Source organism: Sphaerisporangium sp. NPDC049457, assembly GCF_055586705.1.
In genome coordinates, this window is the sequence record NZ_JBVJHR010000020.1 from 133,722 (window position 1) to 151,060 (window position 17,339).

The following is a 17,339-nucleotide window of genomic DNA, read 5'->3' on the forward strand; positions in this document are numbered from 1 at the left end:
TGCCGCGGTGATCGGCATGAACAGGCCGCTCAGAAATCCTCGACGCTCTGGCATTCGCCGTCCTTGATGGCCGACGTCGGCTGGGCGTACGCGTCCTGCGCCGGGCCGGTGTCCACCCCGTCGTCCAGCGGCTCGGAGAACTCGGGGTGGACGAAGCCGTCCTCCTTGGCGTCACAATCCGTCCCGGCGGTCCAGACGTCGTCCGCCGACTCGTGCCAGTGCTGGACGCGCTTGCCGCCGTCCGCACGCCAGAAGGAGATCTTCGCCTTCTCGTAGGCCATGACGCGGGTGATGACGCCGGTGCCGGGCTTGCGCAGCGCGTACACGAACCGGTACTCGAAGTTCACCCACAGCTCCGGATCGCCCTGTTCGGACTTGCCGGGCGACGCCGACATCGTGCCCCGCACCTTGACGACGTCCCCGACCAGCTCGGCCTCCCCCTTGGGGAAGCTCGTGACCCAGTAGCGGGTGTTCTTCTTGGGGTCGGCGTCGTCGAGGCCGGCCGCGAACTCCTTCGCCTGCTCGGTGCTCAGCTCTTTGCCGTAGCGGACCGGCCGGCCGCCCCGCAGCGTATCGCGGTCGAGGTAGGCGGCCACGAGGATGCGCTTGGTCTTGCGGTAGGCGAAGTCGACGAACCGGGCGGAGTAGCCCTTCACGGCCTTCGCCTTCGGGACCACGATGCCCGCGGCGCCGTCGGCGAAGTCCTCCGCCGGGGACCCGGCGAACGGGCGGTCGGCTCTGATGGTCGCCGGATCGTCCAGCAGGCCGGCGAGGCCGCCCGATCCACCGCCCTCGCACGCCGACAGCGCGAGGCAGGCGGCCAGGGCCGCCACGAGGATGCGTAAATGGGTAGCGGGCAACGAGGTCGCCTTACAGGAGGGAGTCGACGGCCACGGCGAGGAAGAGCAGGGCCAGGTAGGCGTTGGACCAGTGGAAGAAGCGCATCGGCCGCAGCGCCACGCCGGTCTTGCCGGCGTTCAGGCGGCCCAGCAGCCGGTAGACCTCCCACAGGCACACGGCGCCGAGCACCGCCGCCGTCACCGCGTAGAACGGCGTGGTGCCGGCGACCGGCCACAGCAGCAGCGAGCACAGCACGGTCGCCCAGGTGTAGGCCACGCTCTCCAGCACGACCCGGCGCTCGCCGGCGACCACCGGCAGCATGGGCACCTTGGCGGCGGCGTAGTCCTCGCGGTAGCGCATGGCCAGCGTCCAGGTGTGCGGCGGCGTCCAGAAGAACACCACGCCGAACAGCACCACCGGCGCCCAGTCGACCCGCCCGGTGATGCCGGCCCAGCCGATGAGCACGGGCATGCAGCCGGCGATGCCGCCCCACACCACGTTCTGCGACGTCCGGCGCTTGAGCAGCATCGAGTAGACGAAGACGTAGAACAGGATCGCCGCGAGCGACAGCCCGGCCGCCACCCAGTTGACGCTCAGGCCGAGCCCGAGGGTCGAAAGGGCGCCGAGCACGACGCCGAAGATCAGGGCGTTGCGCGGGGTGACCTGCGCCATCGCCAGCGGGCGGCGGCGGGTGCGGCGCATGGTGGCGTCGATGTCGCGGTCGATGTAGCAGTTGAGCACGTTGGCGCTGCCCGCCGACAGGGTGCCGAAGACCAGGACGGCCACGGCGGTCCAGAGCGGGGGGAACCCGCGGGCCGCGAGGAACATCACCGGAAGCGTGGTGATCAGCAGCAGCTCGATGATCCGCGGCTTGGTCAGCGCCACATAAGCCCGCACAGTGGCGAGCAGAGATGGGCGCGCGTCCGAGAGGGAGGCCGTGGACGGCTTTGTGGTCAGCACCGTCATGGCGCTTCCAGCGGGTGCGGGGTCAACGCGTAACCTCTGATTAGAGCGGATCCGTGATTGCGGGCATGAGCCAGCGCTGTGAAGACTCACTGTAGTGCGGGGGGGCTTCGGTCCCGGCATCGGGGGCGAAAGCCCAGCGCGCGGACGTCCCGGCGAGGGAGCCGTCCGCGCTGGTGAGCGGCGGGTCTTCCCGGCGGGGGCGAGGTTCGCGGACGGTGGGGCTCTTCGCGTTCCACCCCGCGTTCTACGGGCAAGGGTAGGTGGACGCGAATGCCATGTTCCCCGGCTGCGTCTCATAACAACGTTGCATCTACGGTGGGGGAATCGACCCATTAAGGTCCGGTGTTGGGAGCGAAGGCCCAGACCGGACGGGCGCGCGAGCCGAACCGGCGCCATTGACCTATAGGAGATCGACCAGTTGAGTAGCGAACTCGTGCCAAACCTGGAATGGAGCGACCTCGATCGGCGCGCGGTCGACGTCGTACGCGCGCTCGCCATGGACGCCGTGGAGAAGGCAGGGTCGGGGCACCCGGGCACCGCGATGAGCCTGGCCCCCGCCGCCTACCTCCTGTTCCAGCGCGTCCTGCGCCACGACCCGTCGGACGCCGCCTGGACCGGACGTGACCGTTTCGTCCTGTCGGCCGGCCACTCCAGCCTGACCCTCTACATCCAGTTGTTCCTGTCGGGCTACGGGCTCACCCTGGACGACCTGAAGGGCCTGCGCCAGTGGGACAGCCTGACTCCCGGCCACCCCGAGCACGGCCACACCATCGGCGTCGAGACCACCACCGGCCCGCTGGGCCAGGGTCTCGGCAACGCGGTCGGCATGGCCATGGCCGCCCGGCGTGAGCGGGGCCTGTTCGACCCCGACACCGCGGCCGGCGCGAGCCCGTTCGACCACCGCATCTGGGCCATCGCCTCCGACGGCGACATCGAAGAGGGCATCAGCCACGAGGTGAGCTCCATCGCGGGCCACCAGAAGCTCGGCAACCTCAACGTCATCTACGACGCCAACCACATCTCCATCGAGGACGACACCAACATCGCCCTGTCGGAGGACGTCGCCGCGCGCTACGAGGCGTACGGCTGGCACGTGATCAAGGTCGACTGGACCGCCACCGGCGACTACGTCGAGAACGTCGAGGAGCTGTACGCGGCCTACCGGGCGGCGGTCGAGGAGACCGAGCGGCCCACCCTGATCCGGCTGCGCACCATCATCGGCTGGCCGGCGCCGAACAAGCAGAACACCGGCAAGATCCACGGCTCGGCGCTCGGCGCCGACGAGGTCGCCGCCACCAAGGAGGTCCTCGGCCTGGACCCGGCCAAGGACTTCGACGTGCCCGAGGACGTGCTGGCGCACACCCGCCAGGTCGTCGACCGAGGCCGCGAGCTGCACGCCGAGTGGAACAAGGGGTACGAGAGCTGGCGGGCCGCCAACCCCGAGCGCGTCGCCCTGTTCGACCGCATGAGCGCCCGCAAGCTCCCGGCCGGCTGGGACGAGGCCCTGCCGACCTTCGAGGCCGGCAAGTCGGTGGCCACCCGCAAGGCCTCCGGCCAGGTGCTGAACGCGCTGGCACCGGTGCTGCCCGAGCTGTGGGGCGGCTCGGCCGACCTGGCCGAGTCCAACAACACCACGATGGAGGGCGAGCCGTCCTTCATCCCCGAGGAGCACCAGACCAAGGCGTTCCCCGGCAACCGCTACGGCCGCACGCTGCACTTCGGCATCCGCGAGCACGGCATGGGCTCGATCCTGAACGGCATCGCCCTGCACGACGGCACCCGCCCCTATGGCGGCACCTTCCTGGTCTTCAGCGACTACATGCGCCCCGCGGTGCGCCTGGCCGCCCTGATGAAGCTGCCGGTCACCTACGTGTGGACGCACGACTCCATCGGCCTGGGCGAGGACGGCCCGACCCACCAGCCCGTCGAGCACCTGTGGGCGCTGCGGGCCATTCCGGGCCTGGACGTGGTCCGCCCGGCCGACGCCAACGAGACCTCGGCCGCGTGGAAGACCGTCCTGGAGCACACCGACCGCCCGGCGGCGCTGGCGCTGACCCGGCAGAACCTGCCGGTGTACGAGGGCACGGCCGACTTCGACAAGGTCGCCAAGGGCGGCTACGTCCTCGAAGAGGCCTCCAACGGGCAGCCCGAGGTGATCCTCATCGGCACCGGCAGCGAGGTCGAGCTCGCCGTCGGGGCGCGCAAGCTGCTGGAGGAGCAGGGCATTCCGGCCCGCGTGGTCTCGATGCCGTGCGTCGAGTGGTTCCAGGCGCAGGACGACGCCTACAAGCAGTCGGTCCTGCCGCCCGCGGTCCGCGCGCGCGTCGCCGTCGAGGCGGGAATCGCCCTCGGCTGGCGGCAGTTCGTAGGAGACGACGGCGAGGTCGTGAGCCTTGAACACTTCGGCGCGTCCGCGCCGTACAAGACGCTGTACGAGCAGTTCGGCCTGACGGCCGAGCGTGTGGCCGCCGCGGCCAAGGGCAGCCTCGCCAAGACCGGGGCCGACAAGGGCCAGACGACCGGAAACTGAGGAACGAGCCATGAGTGAGAACCTGAAGCGCCTGACCGGCCAGGGCGTGTCGATCTGGCTGGACGACATCAGCCGCGAGCGGCTGCGCAGCGGCAACCTCGAGGCGCTGGTGCGCGACAAGCAGGTCACCGGCGTCACGTCCAACCCCACCATCTTCGCCTCCGCGCTCAGCAAGGGCGACGCCTACGACGCCCAGCTTCGCGACCTGACGGTGCGCGGCGTGGACGTGGGCGAGGCGGTGCGGGCCATCACGACCTACGACATCCGCTGGGCCGCCGACGTGCTGCGGCCGGTGTTCGAGGCCACCGACGGCGTGGACGGCCGGGTGTCCATCGAGGTCGACCCGCGCCTGGCCACCGACACCGCCGAGAAGACCGTCGCCGAGGCCCGCGCGCTGTGGTGGCTGGTCGACCGGCCGAACGTGCACATCAAGATCCCGGCCACGGTCGAGAGCCTTCCCGCGATCACCCAGGCGCTCGCCGAGGGCATCAGCGTCAACGTCACGCTGATCTTCTCTCTCGAGCGCTACCGCGCGGTGCTGGACGCCTGGCTGACCGGTCTGGAGAAGGCCAAGGCCGCCGGGCTGGACCTGTCGAAGATCGAGTCGGTGGCGTCGTTCTTCGTCAGCCGCTTCGACACCGAGATCGACAAGCGCCTGGAGAAGATCGGCACGCCGGAGGCGCTGGCGCTGCGCGGCAAGGCCGCCATCGCCAACGCCCGCCTGGCCTTCGCCGCCTACGAGGAGGTCATCGCGGGCGAGCGCTGGCAGGCGCTCAAGGCCGCCGGGGCGCACACCCAGCGCCCGCTGTGGGCGTCCACCGGCGTGAAGAACCCCGACTACCCCTCCACGATGTACGTCGACCAGCTCGTCACCTCCGGCACGGTCAACACCATGCCCGAGAAGACGCTGGACGCCGTGGCCGGCCAGAGCGCGATCGACGGCGACACCATCCGGTCCGGCTACTCCGAGGCCTGGGACACCATGGCCGCGCTGAAGCAGGTCGGCGTCGACTACGACGACGTGGTCCGGGCGCTGGAGGACGAGGGCGTCGACAAGTTCGTCGCCTCGTGGACCGAGCTGCTCGCCACTCTCAAAACGGAGTTGGAGAAGGCCCGCTGAGGGACCTGACCGCCGCAGCCCGGGCGGGCCGGCCGCGATCCACGCCGGCCGGTCCGCCACACGGCCGGCACGGTTCCGGGTGAGAGCCCGGAACCGGGGCATCGGCCCCGCCGGCCACGCGAGGAGAAGACTTCAGAATGGACATTTCCGTAACGTTCGGTGACGAGGAGGTATCCGCGCAGGCCGACGAGGCCGTGCGGAAGCTCGTCGAAGACGGGGTGCCGCGGGCGCTGGCCGCCGGCGACCCCGCCCTGTGGGGGCCGGAGGCCGAGGAGGAGGCGAAGATCCGCCTCGGCTGGCTGAACCTGCCCGCGACCTCACGCGAGCTGCTCCCTCAGATCACCGCGCTGGCCGAGCGCGTGCGGGCCGAAGGGCTCGAGCACGTGGTGCTCGCCGGCATGGGCGGCTCCTCGCTGGCTCCCGAGGTCATCTGCGCCACCTTCGACGTGCCGCTGACCGTCCTTGACACCACCGACCCGGGCCAGGTCCGCCGGGCGCTCGCCGACCGGCTGGACAAGACGGTCGTGGTGGTGTCCAGCAAGAGCGGCTCCACGGTCGAGACCGACAGCCACCGCCGCATCTACGAGCGGGCGTTCCGCGACGCCGGCATCGACCCGGCCGGCCGCATCGTCGTCGTCACCGACCCCGGCTCGCCGCTGGAGTCGGCAGCGAACGAGGCCGGGTACACCGTCGTGCTCGCCGACCCCTCCGTCGGCGGCCGCTACAGCGCGCTGTCGGCGTTCGGCCTGGTGCCGAGCGCCCTGGCGGGCGCCGATGTGTCCCGCCTGCTCGACCAGGCCGACGAGGCCCGCGCCCTGCTGGCCGGCGAGGCCGACCCGGGGCTGGCGCTCGGCGCGGCGATCGGCGCGGCGGCCCTGGCCGGCCGCGACAAGCTGCTGCTGGACGACAGCCTCTCGCCGATCAACGGGCTGCCCGACTGGGCCGAGCAGCTCGTCGCCGAGTCGACCGGCAAGCAGGGCAAGGGGGTTCTGCCGGTCGTCGGCATCGACCCGACCGGCGCGGCGGACGAGTTCGTCGCCGGCATCGACACCGAGGGCGACGCCGAGGTCCGGGGCCCTCTGGGCGCCCAGTTCCTGATCTGGGAGTACGCCACCGCGGTCGCCGGACGGCTGCTCGGCATCAACCCCTTCGACCAGCCGAACGTGGCCGAGTCCAAGGACAACACCGCGCGCATCCTGGCCGAGGCCGGCGACGGCCCGCTGCCGACCGGCGTCCCCTCGCTGGTCGACGGCCCGGTCGAGGTGTACGGGGAGATCCCCGAGCACGTCAAGGACCTGTCAGGCGTGCTCACCATGCTGCTGGAGGGCATCCCCGCCCAGGGGTACCTGTCGATCCTGTCGTTCCTCGACCGCGAGGCCGCCTTCGACGTGCCGGTCCCCGATGACGCCTCCTTCGAGGTGATCACCGACATCTGGGCGGCGCACGACCCGGCCAGCCTGCAAGGGCTGCTGTCGATCAGGACCGACCGCCCGGTCACCTTCGGCTGGGGCCCGCGTTACCTGCACTCCACCGGGCAGTATCACAAGGGGGGCCCGCAGAACGGCGTCTTCCTTCAGATCACCGGTGCCGTGGACAACGACCTCGAGGTTCCGGGCATGCCGTACACCCTGGGCAGGCTCGAACTGGCCCAGGCGCTCGGCGACCTGGACGCGTTGCGCAAGCGGGGGCGTCCGGTCGTCCGCCTGCACCTGACCGATCGCGAGGCCGGGGTCAGGCACCTGCTCACCGCCGCACGGGAGGTTTGATGAAAGACAGCGAGCAGCCGGGCTCGGCGCACGCCGATGACACGGGTCCGGCGAACGTGCCCGCGACATCGATACACGAGACCGAACTCGCGAACCACGCCGGAGAGCCCTCGCCGAAGGTCGCTCCCGACGATTCGCTGACGGCGGCCCAGGCCGTCGCCGGCACCGCGACGACGCTCGAGGTGATGGAGGCCAACCCGCTCCGGGACCCCCGCGACCGGCGGCTGCCGAAGGTGGCGGGCCCGTGCGTGCTGGTGCTGTTCGGAGTGACGGGCGACCTGGCCAGGCGCAAGCTGCTGCCGGCGATCTACGACCTGGGCAACCGGGGGCTGCTGCCTCCGGGGTTCTCCCTGGTCGGCTTCGCCCGGCGCGACTGGGCGCACCAGGACTTCGCCCAGATCACCCATGACGCCGTCAAGGAGAACGCGCGCACTCCCTTCCGGGAGGAGGTCTGGAGGCAGATCTGCGAGGGCCTGCACTTCGTGCCGGGCTCCTTCGACGACGACGGCGCCTTCGACGCGCTTGCCATGGCGCTGAAGGAGATCGACGAGACGCGGGGCACCGGCGGCAACTACGCCTTCTATCTTTCGGTGCCGCCGAAGGCCTTCCCGGTCGTGGTCGAGCAGCTCAAGCGCACCGGCCTGGCCAAGCCGCCCGAGGGGGCGTGGCGGCGCATCGTCATCGAGAAGCCGTTCGGGCACGACCTTGAGAGCGCCCGCGTGCTGAACGACGTCGTCGACGCGGCCTTCAAGCCCGACTCGGTGTTCCGCATCGACCACTACCTGGGCAAGGAGACCGTCCAGAACATCCTGGCGCTGCGGTTCGCCAACACGCTCTTCGAGCCGATCTGGAACCGCGGCTACGTCGACCACGTGCAGATCACGATGGCCGAGGACATCGGCGTCGGCGGCCGGGCCGGCTACTACGACGGCATCGGCGCGGCCAGGGACGTCATCCAGAACCACCTGCTCCAACTGCTGGCCCTGGTGGCCATGGAGGACCCGACGGCGTTCGGCGCCTCGTCGCTGCGCAGGGAGAAGGAGAAGGTCCTTGAGGCCGTCACCCTGCCCGACGATCTGAGCCTGGCCACCGCGCGCGGCCGGTACACCGAGGGCTGGCAGGGCGGCGTCCCGGTCAAGGGCTTCCTTGAGGAGGACGGCATCCCGCCGCACTCCACGACCGAGACCTACGCCGCGATCAAGGTGGAGATCGCCAACCGGCGCTGGGCGGGCGTGCCGTTCTACCTGCGCACCGGCAAGCGGCTCGGACGGCGGATGACCGAGGTGGCCGTGGTGTTCCAGCGGGCGCCGCACCTGCCGTTCAGCAAGACCGACACCGAGATCCTCGGGCACAACGCCCTGGTGATCCGCATCCAGCCCGACGAGGGCATCACCGTGCGGTTCGGCTCCAAGGTGCCGGGCACGGCGATGGAGGTCAGGGACGTCAACATGGACTTCGCCTACGGCGAGGCGTTCCTGGAGTCCTCGCCGGAGGCCTACGAGCGGCTGCTGCTGGACGTGCTCATCGGCGACCCGCCGCTGTTCCCGCACCAGCGGGAGGTCGAGCTCTCCTGGAAGATCATGGACCCGATCGAGGAGTACTGGGCCTCTCTGGAGGAGCAGCCCGAGGGCTACCCGGCCGGCACCGGCGGCCCGGCGTCGGCCGACGAGATGATGTCCAGGGACGGCCGCGCCTGGAGGCGGTTGTGACCGACAACGCAACGCTGGAGTCGCTGTGACCACTTTCCTGATGGGGTCGACCACGGCCTCCGACATCTCCTCCCAGCTGACCCGCCTGCGTCACCAGGTCGGCGCCCCGGCGGTCGGCATGGTGCTGACGCTGGTGGTGGTGTGCGACGAGAGCCACCAGTACGACGCGGTGCGGGCGGCCTCGGAGGCGGCCCGCGAGCACCCCTCGCGCATCCTCGCGGTGATCCCGCGAGAGCGCGCCGAGGCGACCCGGCTGGACGCCGAGATCCGGGTGGGCGAGCTGACGACCGGCGAGGTGGTGCTGCTCCGCCTGTACGGGGAGCTGACCGAGCACGCCGACTCGGTGCTCGCGCCGCTGCTGCTGCCCGACATCCCGGTGGTGGTGTGGTGGCCGGGCGACGCTCCCGCGGCTCCGGCGACGGACCCGGTGGGCTCCTTCGGGCAGCGCCGGGTCACCGACGCCCGCTCGGCGCCCGACCCGGTGGCGGCGATCCGGCACCGCGCCGACGGCTACACCCCCGGCGACACCGATCTCGCCTGGACGCGCATCACGCCGTGGCGCAGCCTGCTGGCCGCGGCGTTCGACCAGCCCGTGGGCAAGATCCTGGACGGTTACGTCGAGGCCGAGCCGAACCACCCGAGCGCCTCGCTGCTGGCGGTGTGGCTGTCGGAGAAGCTGGACGCGCCGGTCAAGGTGACCCGGTCCAACGGGCCCGGCCTGACCAAGGTCCACCTGCGGCTGGAGGACGGCGAGGTCGTGGTCGAACGGCACGACTCCCGCACCGCCACCCTCATCCGGCCGGGGCAGCCCGACCGGCACGTGGCCCTGGCCCGCAGGCCGACCTCCGACCTGCTCGCCGAGGAGCTGCGGCGGCTCGACCCCGACGAGGTGTACGCCTCGGCGATCAAGCGGGTCGCGGACTTCGACGGCTCCTGATTTCGGCTTGACGGCGCCGGTTCCCGATCTCGGGCCGGCGTCGGCGGTTCTCGCCCTGGCGGCCCGGCACCACCTTGCGCCCCGGTTTCCCCGGTGGCACGCGGCGGTGCCGGGCGCCGCCGCTTATAGATGGAGGGTTGTTCTCGTGAGTGTTCCCTCGGTGCTGATCCACCGGGACGCCGATGTGCTCGCCCAGGCCGTCGCCGCCCGCCTGATCACCGGGCTGGCCGACGCCCAGGCGGCCAAGGGGTCGGCGCACCTGGTGCTCACCGGCGGCGGCATGGGCATCGCCGTGCTGAAGCAGCTGGCCGCCACCCCGGCGCGCGACGCCGTCGAGTGGCCGCGCCTGGACGTCTGGTGGGGCGACGAGCGCTTCCTGCCCACCGGCGACCCCGAGCGCAACGAGACCGGCGCGAGGGAGGCGCTCCTGGACCGGGTGGACGTCGACCCGGCCCGGGTCCACCCGATGCTCGGCCCCGACTCTGGCCTGTCCGCCGAGGAGTCCGCCGAGCGGTACGCCGACGAGCTCCGCAAGGCCGCGAGGCCCGAGGACCACGGGCCGGTGCCGTCGTTCGACATCCTCATGCTCGGTCTCGGCCCCGACGGCCATGTGGCGTCGTTGTTCCCCGAGATGCCGGCCGTCCACGACGAGCGTCCAGTGGTGGCGGTCCACGGTTCGCCCAAGCCGCCGCCCACCCGCATCTCGATGACGCACTCCACCATCAGGGCCGCCCGCGAGGTGTGGGTCATCGTGGCCGGCGAGGACAAGGCGGGCGCCGTGCGGCTGGCTCTGCAGGACTCCGGCCCCTTCCAGGTGCCCGGGGCCGGGGCCAGGGGCCGTCTGCGCACCCTGTTCCTGCTGGACCGGGCCGCCGCCTCCAAGATCCCTCCGGGGCTCACCCGGCGCGCCTCCCCCTGACGGCGCGCGGCGGGACGACCCGCGCCCCCCGGAGTGCTCCGGACGCGAGAGGGGGGCCCGTGCCGAGGTGGGCGGCGACGTAGATGGATGAGTCAATATCTGGCCGTGAAATGCGGTCAGATGGGATGCTTGGAGGCCCCTGGCCCATCTTGAGCAGCGCCGCTCACCGCCCCCGTTGGGACACGGGTGTGAGGTCGCCGCCCTCCCGCTGCGCCGACACGCGCCGCTCTTCGTCGTGAAGGAGGCACGTTGTCGCAGACGGCGGAGAACGAGCGGTTCGCGGCCCGGCTCCGCATGCTGAAGGAACGCAGCGGCATGAGCTTCGAGGTGCTGGCCACCCGCACCGGCATCAGCCGCTCAAGCCTGCACCGCTACTGTTCGGGCTCCAAGCTGCCGACCGGCTACGGCGCGGTCCACGCGTTCGGCAAGGCCTGCGGGGCGAGCAGCGAGGAGCTACGCGAGCTGCACCGGCTGTGGGCGGTGGCCGACGCCGCCCGCGTCTCCTCCCCGCAGACCGCCGAGCAGGAGGAGGACGATACGGCGTCCGCGTTCGCGGCGTCGCCGAGGGCGGAGGCGGAGGCCGGGGCGCAGGCTGGGGCGGAGCCGGCGCCGGGGGCGCGCCGTGGCGCCCGCAGGTCGCTGTGGGCCGTCGTGGCGGCGGTCGTGCTGGTGGTCCTCGGCGTGACGGCGTTCGTCGTGCTGCGGCCCGAGAGCGGCGAACGCCGCCTGCCCGCGATCGCGGCCTCGCCCGGCCCCTCGGTGTCCACGGCTCCGGTGCGGGTCTTCAACATCGAGGGCAACTGCAAAGCGCGGCAGGACCGGTTCCCCGCGTGCAGCATGGGCCTGGCGATCGATCCTCGCAAGAAGTACGCCGCCGGGAACGTGGTCGGCCACCGCGTCTGGCACGGGGACGTGCTGCTCGCCGACTGCGTGCTGTTCGACGGCGACCGGGTGGAGGACGAGACGGGCGTGGGCACGACGCGATGGTTCCGCGTGCGGCTGGACGACGAGCCCCAGGGACACGGCTGGCTCCCCGCCGTCCGCACCCACGACAACCCGCCCCTGCCCACCTGCGGCTGAAACCCTCCGTCGCTGCCGAGACCCTGCGTCGCTGCCGAGACCCTGCGTCGCGGCTGAGAGCCTCCGGCGCGGCTCAGCGGGCCGGCCGCGGCGGCGCGGCGCGTACCTGGTCGATCTCGTCGAGGATCTCGCGCTTGGCCCGCTCGTCGAGGAACGACGCCCGCACCGCGTTGCGGGCCAGCCCGGCCAGCTCCGCCTCCCCCAGCCCGAAGACGCGGGCCGCGACGCCGTACTCGGCGTTGAGCGTGGTGGCGAACATCGGCGGGTCGTCGCTGTTGAGGGTGACGAGCAGCCCTTCCTCCAGCAGGCGGGGCAGCGGGTGCGACTCGATGCCGGGCACCTGGCGGGTGCGCACGTTGGAGGTGGGGCACACCTCCAACGGGATCTGCGTCTCTTTGAGGTGGGCCATGAGCCGGGGGTCGCGCACGCAGCTGATGCCATGGCCGACGCGCTCCGCGCCGAGGCCCTCGATGACCTCCCAGATCGTCTCGGGCCCGCTCATCTCACCGCCGTGCGGCACGCTGTGCAGGCCGGCGGCGGTGGCCGCGCGGAAGGCGTCCCGGAAGACGTCGCGGTGCTTCGGGCGTTCCTGCTCGATGCCGGCCAGGCCGAAGCCGACCAGCGCCTCCGGCGGCGCGGACAGCGCGTGGCCGAGCGTGGCCCGCGCGGCCTCGGCCCCGAGCTCGCCGGCGATGTCGAACACGTAGCCGATGCGCACCCCGTGGTCGGCCGCCGCCCGGCGCGCCCCCACGTCCAGCGCCTCGGTGATCGCCGCCGGGGACATGCCCATCAGCTGGTGGGAGTACACCGTCACCGTGAGCTCGGCGTACCGGACGTTCTGCGCGGCCAGGTCGCGCGCCGCGCCGGTGACCAGGGTGGCGATGTCCTCGGGTTCGCGCACGAGGCTGTTGACGCTCCCGTAGATCTCCGCGAAGTGCGGGAAGTCGCGAAAGACGTAGAAGTCGCGCAGTTCCTCCTCACTGGAGGGGACCGGGCCGCCGGGGTGCCGCCGGCTGAGCTCCAGAACCGTGGGCACCGACGCGGACCCCACCAGGTGAAGGTGCAGTTCGACTTTGGGCAGAGCGGCGATGAACGCCTCGATCGAGCCGATGCTGTCCGTCATAGCGCCCGACCCTAAGCAGCCACCGAGACGAACGAAAGCCTTCGCCCAGAAATCTCACATCAATGTGTCAGATTCCGCCGATCAGCCGCGGACGGCGCACAGCAGGCGGTCATGGCCGTTCTGCCACAGCGTGCCGACCTCGGTGAAGCCGGCCTCGCGCAGCACGGTGACGTGCGTGGACAGCTCCTGCGACTCAGAGCCGTGGTGGCCGGCGCCGGCCACTCTGCGGTCGCGCTGATCCCGCAGCGCCGCGAGCAGGGGGTCGGCGCCCACGGCGTCCCACCACTGGCGCCAGTCCTCGGGCATGCCGGCGCCGAAACGCCGCCGCGTCGCGCGCTCGTGCACCGCACGTTCCAGCTCGGCCAGGGTCGGCGCGACGTCGGCGACCTCCATGTGGTCGCCGTTGAGGACGAGCCCGCCGGACCTCATCACGCCTGCCAGCTCGGCGAACACCACCCGGAGTTCCGGCTCGGCCAGCCAGTGGAGCGCGGTCGTGCTCACCGCGACGTCCACCGGCCGGTCCAGCCCGAGGGCGGAGGTCCATCCGGGGGTGCGCAGGTCCACGTCGGCGAAGCGCAGCCCAGGCCTGCCCTCGTGGGCGGCGCGGCCGAGCGCCAGCAGCAGCGGGTCGGCGTCGACGGCGACCACGGTGGCCTCGGGCAGGCGGGCGAGCAGGCGGGCGGCGAGCGACCCCGGCCCGCAGCCGAGGTCGAGCACCAGCGGGTCGGGGCGTCCGGCACCGGCCTCCACGGCGTCGATCAAGGCGGTGAAGCGGGCCTCCCGGTCGGTCATGTAGCCCTCCTGCTGGCGATCCCAGCGGGCGATCCAGTCCTGAGCCCGTTCGCGCGGAAGAATGGACATGAAGAGTCTCCGTAACTGTCTTATAGGCTTTGAGCAGTTACACCGTAGGACGTGAGGATGTAACCGGTCAAGTGAATTTCAACAGTCACACCGACGGGGTGGTGGCCATCGCCGCCGCCCTGGTCAACACGCTGACGGGCGGCCGGGCGCGCGGCCGGGAGTACGCCCCTCCCCCGCCCGGCCCCGCCCTGCGGGCCGCGGCCACCGACGCCCTGAGGGCGGGCGGCCGGCACACCCGCGAGGTGACCGACGCCGAGGCGGCCGAGCTGTCCAGCGTGGCGGACGAGCTGCGCGTGATCTTCGACGCGGTCGAGGCCGGAGACCTGGACACCGCGGCCGGGCAGGCGAACGCCCTCCTGGACCGCACACAGGCGCGGCCCCACCTGGAACGGCACGACGGCGAGCCCTGGCATCTGCACTTCCACGGCCCCAGCGGCACCATGGGAGACGACTACGCGGCGGCGTGCGCCACCGGCCTGGCCATCGTGCTCGGCAGCGATCTCCACGACCGGCTCGGGGTGTGCACGGCGTACCAGTGCGACCGCGTCTTCGTCGACACCTCCCGCAACGGCACCCGCCGCTTCTGCTCCACCGCCTGCCAGAACCGCGCCAAGACCGCCGCCTTCCGCGCCCGCGCCCAACATCCCTAGTCCGCCGCGTACGCGGTCGCCAAGAACGGCACGCTGGCGCTGCCGTCCACGGGCGACGGCGTCCTGACCCCCGCCCAGCGCACCAGCCTGCTCGCCGCCGCCCTCCGCGCCCTGACCGGCTGACGTCCGTTCCGACGAACCGATGTCCGGCCTGACCAACTGACCGTCTTCAGCCCGCTGACCAGCCCTTTCGCGGGGTATGACGGTCACGTATCCTGGGGGCGCGGAGGGGAGTACCCGAACACGCCAGGGTCGTCAGTACGGCGGGCCCGATGCCCACCCGGTCCTGGCGGCCGTCCCGGAGCGCCACGTGGCCCGGGCGGCGGGGAGACCTCCGGTCGCTTCGACCGGAGAGGTGCCCCTCTGTGAACGTCGCTTTGTGGGCCTGGCCCGCCGTCCTCGGCGTCATCGCCGCGATGCTCGCCGTCGACCTGTTCACCCATCGCCACGCTCACGCGATCGGCATGCGCGAGGCCGCCCTGTGGTCGGCGATCTGGGTGTGCCTCGGCCTGGCGTTCGGCGCCGCCGTCTGGTGGTGCTGGGGCGCCGAGTTCGCAGGCCAGTACTACGCCGGCTACCTGATCGAGAAGTCGCTCGCCGTCGACAACATCTTCGTGTTCGCGATCATTTTCGGCCACTTCGCCGTGCCGGCGCGCTACCAGCACCATGTGCTGTTCTACGGCGTGCTGGGCGCGCTGGTCTTCCGCGGCGTCTTCATCGCCGCCGGGTCGGCGCTGATCGCGAGCTTCGCTTGGGTTTTGTACGTGTTCGGCGCCTTTCTGGTGCTGACCGGCGTCCGCATGGCGCTGCATCGGGGCGAGACCGTCGACCCGGCGCGCAGCAGGACGCTACGGCTGTTCCGCCGCCTGGTTCCGGTCACCGACGACTACCACGGGCAGCGGTTCTGGGTCCGCCAGGCGGGCAGGCGGGCCGCGACCCCGCTGCTGGCGGTGCTGGTGCTGGTGGAGGTGACCGACATCGTCTTCGCGGTCGACTCCATCCCCGCGATCTTCGCCGTCACCTCCGAGCCGTTCCTGGTCTTCACCTCCAACGCCTTCGCCATCCTCGGCCTGCGCGCGATGTACTTCATGCTGGCCGGGCTGATGCACCGGTTCGTCCACCTCAAGCTCGGCCTGGCGCTGGTGCTGGTGTGGGTGGGCGTGAAGATGCTGCTGCTGGACGTCTACAAGATCCCGACCGGGGTCTCACTGGCGGTGGTCGCCGCGATCCTGACCGCCGCCGTCACCGCGAGCTGGTTCACCACCCGCCCCGGGGCCGGACCACCCTCCACGGGCGCCGGGAACGTCGACCGGCGAACCCGCGGCTCAGCTCCTGGCGGGCCGGCGATCTGAGAGGGCCGAGTAGACGATCCGAAAGGGCCGCGTAGTCGTCCGCCGCCCAGGCGACCAGCCCGCCGGGCGACTAGAGCACGGACGAGTCATGGGCGGCGGCGGCCCACCGTCAGCATCGCCCACCAGTGGCGGGTGAGCCGTCCGTCCGGGCGTGCGGCGAGGAGGTGGCGTACCTCCGCGTAGAGGTGTTCCCGTTTGGCGGGCTCCATGGCTATGTGGCCGGAGAAGGTGTCCAGGAGGGCGAGGTACTCCTCGGCGGTGTAGCGCAGAGCCCACACGTGACGACGTGTCCCCACGACGTCGAACAGGCCGGACGACTCGAACTCGGCGGCGGTCGGCTCGGGCTGGTCCTCGGGCGGTGGTGGCGGCCACGGGGAGCCGTCGCCCTCCCCCATCGCGTCGTAGACCTGCTGGATCTCGGTGAAGAACGGGTCGAAGCCGACAGGGAAGGCGTGGTCGGCGTTCCACACCGCCAGGTGGCCGCCGGGAGGGAGCAGAGCTGCCGCCTTCGCGTACTTCGTTGCCGGATCCACCCACTTCCAGGCGGTGGCCGCGTAGACCAGGTCGAAGAGGGCGCCCGACGGCGCCGCCCACTCCTCGAACGGCGAGGTGACCACCGAGACCTCCGGGAACTCGGCGAGGTTGCGTCCGGCCTCCGCCGCCAGAGCGCCGCCGAGTTCGATCGCCGTGATGCGGAACCCCATGCGGGCCAGGCGCAGCGTGGCCTTGCCCGGACCGCACCCGACTTCGAGAAGGCGCGCGGGCGGCCGGACGCCGGTCATGGCGAGCAGGTCGGCGTACAGCGGATCCGGATAGTCCGGACGGGCGGTCTGGTAGAGGGAGGCCGCGCTGTCGAAGGTGACACGCAGCCGGCGGTCGGCGCACATGTCCCCATCCTGTCGCGCCCCGCTCCTCTCTGGCGCCGGCCGCCGAGGATCCGCGTCCCGGATCGGCCCGGCGTCGCAGCGCGGGCCGTCTGCCGGGAGGCTGGAACAGCACGCTGACCTGCGGTGATGCCCGCCTGGGACGCGGGAGGGAGATGTCACTCGATCGAGTGGCAGGAAGTGGTCACGGGCGTGCAGTTTGCTGCCGCCGAATTGTCTGTCCCGAGGGCTCGGAATGCCGGAGAGTTGTACTCACAAGGACGAAACAAAAAGCCCTCAAGAAAAGAGACAGACAATGACCTCCACCACTTTCTCCGCCGCCACCGCCACCCGCTCCGCCGGCACCACCTGGGACTCCTTCTCGCGCACCGCCGGCACCACCTGGGACAGCTACTCCCGCACCGCCGGCACCACCTGGGACTAACCCACCAAATCTCACTTCGACAATAAAGCAACAGACCATCCGATCCAAAAAAAAGATCCGCACAGAAACCCGCCCGCAGCACCACCCGCCGACAACAACAGATAAACACCCCGCCCCGCCCCGGCGATAGATCCCGGTTCGCGAAACCGGCGGAAGAAAAAGAACCCCTCGGCCCGGC

Annotated in this window: 15 protein-coding genes; 10 read left to right on the forward strand and 5 right to left on the reverse strand. The window is 71.4% G+C overall.

Features of this window, described 5'->3' with window-relative positions:
• Positions 1-29 precede the first annotated feature (29 nt).
• Together ACZ6QO_RS28840 and ACZ6QO_RS28845 are read right to left on the reverse strand one after the other, a co-directional pair.
• Positions 30-860 (reverse strand): hypothetical protein, encoded by an 831-nt coding sequence (locus ACZ6QO_RS28840; RefSeq protein ID WP_465855052.1) that lies wholly within the window; start codon positions 858-860, stop codon positions 30-32.
• 10 nt (positions 861-870) lie between these two features.
• Entirely contained in the window at positions 871-1,806 is a 936-nt protein-coding gene (locus ACZ6QO_RS28845; RefSeq protein WP_465855054.1) for a heme o synthase, read from the reverse strand.
• 418 nt (positions 1,807-2,224) lie between these two features.
• Here ACZ6QO_RS28845 and tkt point away from each other — a divergent pair, with 418 nt between their 5' ends.
• From tkt to ACZ6QO_RS28880, 7 genes are all read left to right on the forward strand, one after another.
• Complete coding sequence (gene tkt / locus ACZ6QO_RS28850; protein WP_465855056.1) at positions 2,225-4,336, forward strand: transketolase; 2,112 nt, start codon at positions 2,225-2,227, stop codon at positions 4,334-4,336.
• 10 nt (positions 4,337-4,346) lie between these two features.
• Positions 4,347-5,456 carry a transaldolase gene (gene tal, locus ACZ6QO_RS28855; protein WP_465855058.1) on the forward strand — a complete coding sequence of 370 codons (1,110 nt, stop codon included), beginning with the start codon at positions 4,347-4,349 and terminating at the stop codon, positions 5,454-5,456.
• Positions 5,457-5,593: 137 nt separating this feature from the next.
• Complete coding sequence (locus ACZ6QO_RS28860) at positions 5,594-7,222, forward strand: glucose-6-phosphate isomerase (RefSeq protein WP_465855060.1); 1,629 nt, start codon at positions 5,594-5,596, stop codon at positions 7,220-7,222.
• 185 nt (positions 7,223-7,407) lie between these two features.
• A complete protein-coding gene (gene zwf, locus ACZ6QO_RS28865) occupies positions 7,408-8,931 on the forward strand; it encodes a glucose-6-phosphate dehydrogenase (RefSeq protein ID WP_465855172.1) in 1,524 nt (507 codons plus the stop codon).
• Positions 8,932-8,971: 40 nt separating this feature from the next.
• Positions 8,972-9,868: a glucose-6-phosphate dehydrogenase assembly protein OpcA gene (locus tag ACZ6QO_RS28870; protein ID WP_465855174.1), complete on the forward strand. Its 897-nt coding sequence runs from the start codon at positions 8,972-8,974 to the stop codon at positions 9,866-9,868.
• A gap of 145 nt (positions 9,869-10,013) precedes the next feature.
• Positions 10,014-10,787, forward strand: coding sequence for a 6-phosphogluconolactonase (pgl, locus tag ACZ6QO_RS28875; RefSeq protein WP_465855062.1), 774 nt, complete (start codon positions 10,014-10,016; stop codon positions 10,785-10,787).
• Positions 10,788-11,036: 249 nt separating this feature from the next.
• A complete protein-coding gene (locus ACZ6QO_RS28880) occupies positions 11,037-11,867 on the forward strand; it encodes a helix-turn-helix domain-containing protein (RefSeq protein ID WP_465855064.1) in 831 nt (276 codons plus the stop codon).
• Positions 11,868-11,940: 73 nt separating this feature from the next.
• On the opposite strand, the gene add is transcribed toward ACZ6QO_RS28880, so the two are convergent.
• Both add and ACZ6QO_RS28890 read right to left on the reverse strand, forming a co-directional pair.
• Positions 11,941-12,990, reverse strand: a complete 1,050-nt coding sequence (gene add / locus ACZ6QO_RS28885) for an adenosine deaminase (RefSeq protein ID WP_465855066.1) — start codon at positions 12,988-12,990, stop codon at positions 11,941-11,943.
• 81 nt (positions 12,991-13,071) lie between these two features.
• Positions 13,072-13,851 carry a class I SAM-dependent methyltransferase gene (locus ACZ6QO_RS28890; protein WP_465855068.1) on the reverse strand — a complete coding sequence of 260 codons (780 nt, stop codon included), beginning with the start codon at positions 13,849-13,851 and terminating at the stop codon, positions 13,072-13,074.
• A 71-nt stretch (positions 13,852-13,922) separates the two neighbouring features.
• On the opposite strand from ACZ6QO_RS28890, the gene ACZ6QO_RS28895 reads away from it, so the two are divergent.
• Together ACZ6QO_RS28895 and ACZ6QO_RS28900 are read left to right on the forward strand one after the other, a co-directional pair.
• The gene (locus ACZ6QO_RS28895; protein ID WP_465855070.1) at positions 13,923-14,501 is read left to right on the forward strand and encodes a CGNR zinc finger domain-containing protein; all 579 of its coding nucleotides are present in this window, start codon (positions 13,923-13,925) and stop codon (positions 14,499-14,501) included.
• 365 nt (positions 14,502-14,866) lie between these two features.
• A complete protein-coding gene (locus tag ACZ6QO_RS28900) occupies positions 14,867-15,853 on the forward strand; it encodes a TerC family protein (protein WP_465855072.1) in 987 nt (328 codons plus the stop codon).
• An 86-nt stretch (positions 15,854-15,939) separates the two neighbouring features.
• On the opposite strand, the gene ACZ6QO_RS28905 is transcribed toward ACZ6QO_RS28900, so the two are convergent.
• Positions 15,940-16,740 carry a class I SAM-dependent methyltransferase gene (locus ACZ6QO_RS28905; RefSeq protein ID WP_465855074.1) on the reverse strand — a complete coding sequence of 267 codons (801 nt, stop codon included), beginning with the start codon at positions 16,738-16,740 and terminating at the stop codon, positions 15,940-15,942.
• A 292-nt stretch (positions 16,741-17,032) separates the two neighbouring features.
• Here ACZ6QO_RS28905 and ACZ6QO_RS28910 point away from each other — a divergent pair, with 292 nt between their 5' ends.
• Positions 17,033-17,161, forward strand: coding sequence for a hypothetical protein (locus ACZ6QO_RS28910; RefSeq protein ID WP_465855076.1), 129 nt, complete (start codon positions 17,033-17,035; stop codon positions 17,159-17,161).
• Positions 17,162-17,339 lie beyond the last annotated feature (178 nt).

Coding starts and splice junctions, on each gene's coding strand:
- ACZ6QO_RS28845 (WP_465855054.1), bottom strand. CDS start 1,806: ATGACGGTGCTGACCACAAAGCCGTCCACGGCCTCCCTCTCGGACGCG.
- tal (WP_465855058.1), top strand. CDS start 4,347: ATGAGTGAGAACCTGAAGCGCCTGACCGGCCAGGGCGTGTCGATCTGG.
- ACZ6QO_RS28860 (WP_465855060.1), top strand. CDS start 5,594: ATGGACATTTCCGTAACGTTCGGTGACGAGGAGGTATCCGCGCAGGCC.
- zwf (WP_465855172.1), top strand. CDS start 7,408: ATGGAGGCCAACCCGCTCCGGGACCCCCGCGACCGGCGGCTGCCGAAG.
- ACZ6QO_RS28870 (WP_465855174.1), top strand. CDS start 8,972: ATGGGGTCGACCACGGCCTCCGACATCTCCTCCCAGCTGACCCGCCTG.
- add (WP_465855066.1), bottom strand. CDS start 12,990: ATGACGGACAGCATCGGCTCGATCGAGGCGTTCATCGCCGCTCTGCCC.
- ACZ6QO_RS28890 (WP_465855068.1), bottom strand. CDS start 13,851: ATGTCCATTCTTCCGCGCGAACGGGCTCAGGACTGGATCGCCCGCTGG.
- ACZ6QO_RS28905 (WP_465855074.1), bottom strand. CDS start 16,740: ATGTGCGCCGACCGCCGGCTGCGTGTCACCTTCGACAGCGCGGCCTCC.
- ACZ6QO_RS28910 (WP_465855076.1), top strand. CDS start 17,033: ATGACCTCCACCACTTTCTCCGCCGCCACCGCCACCCGCTCCGCCGGC.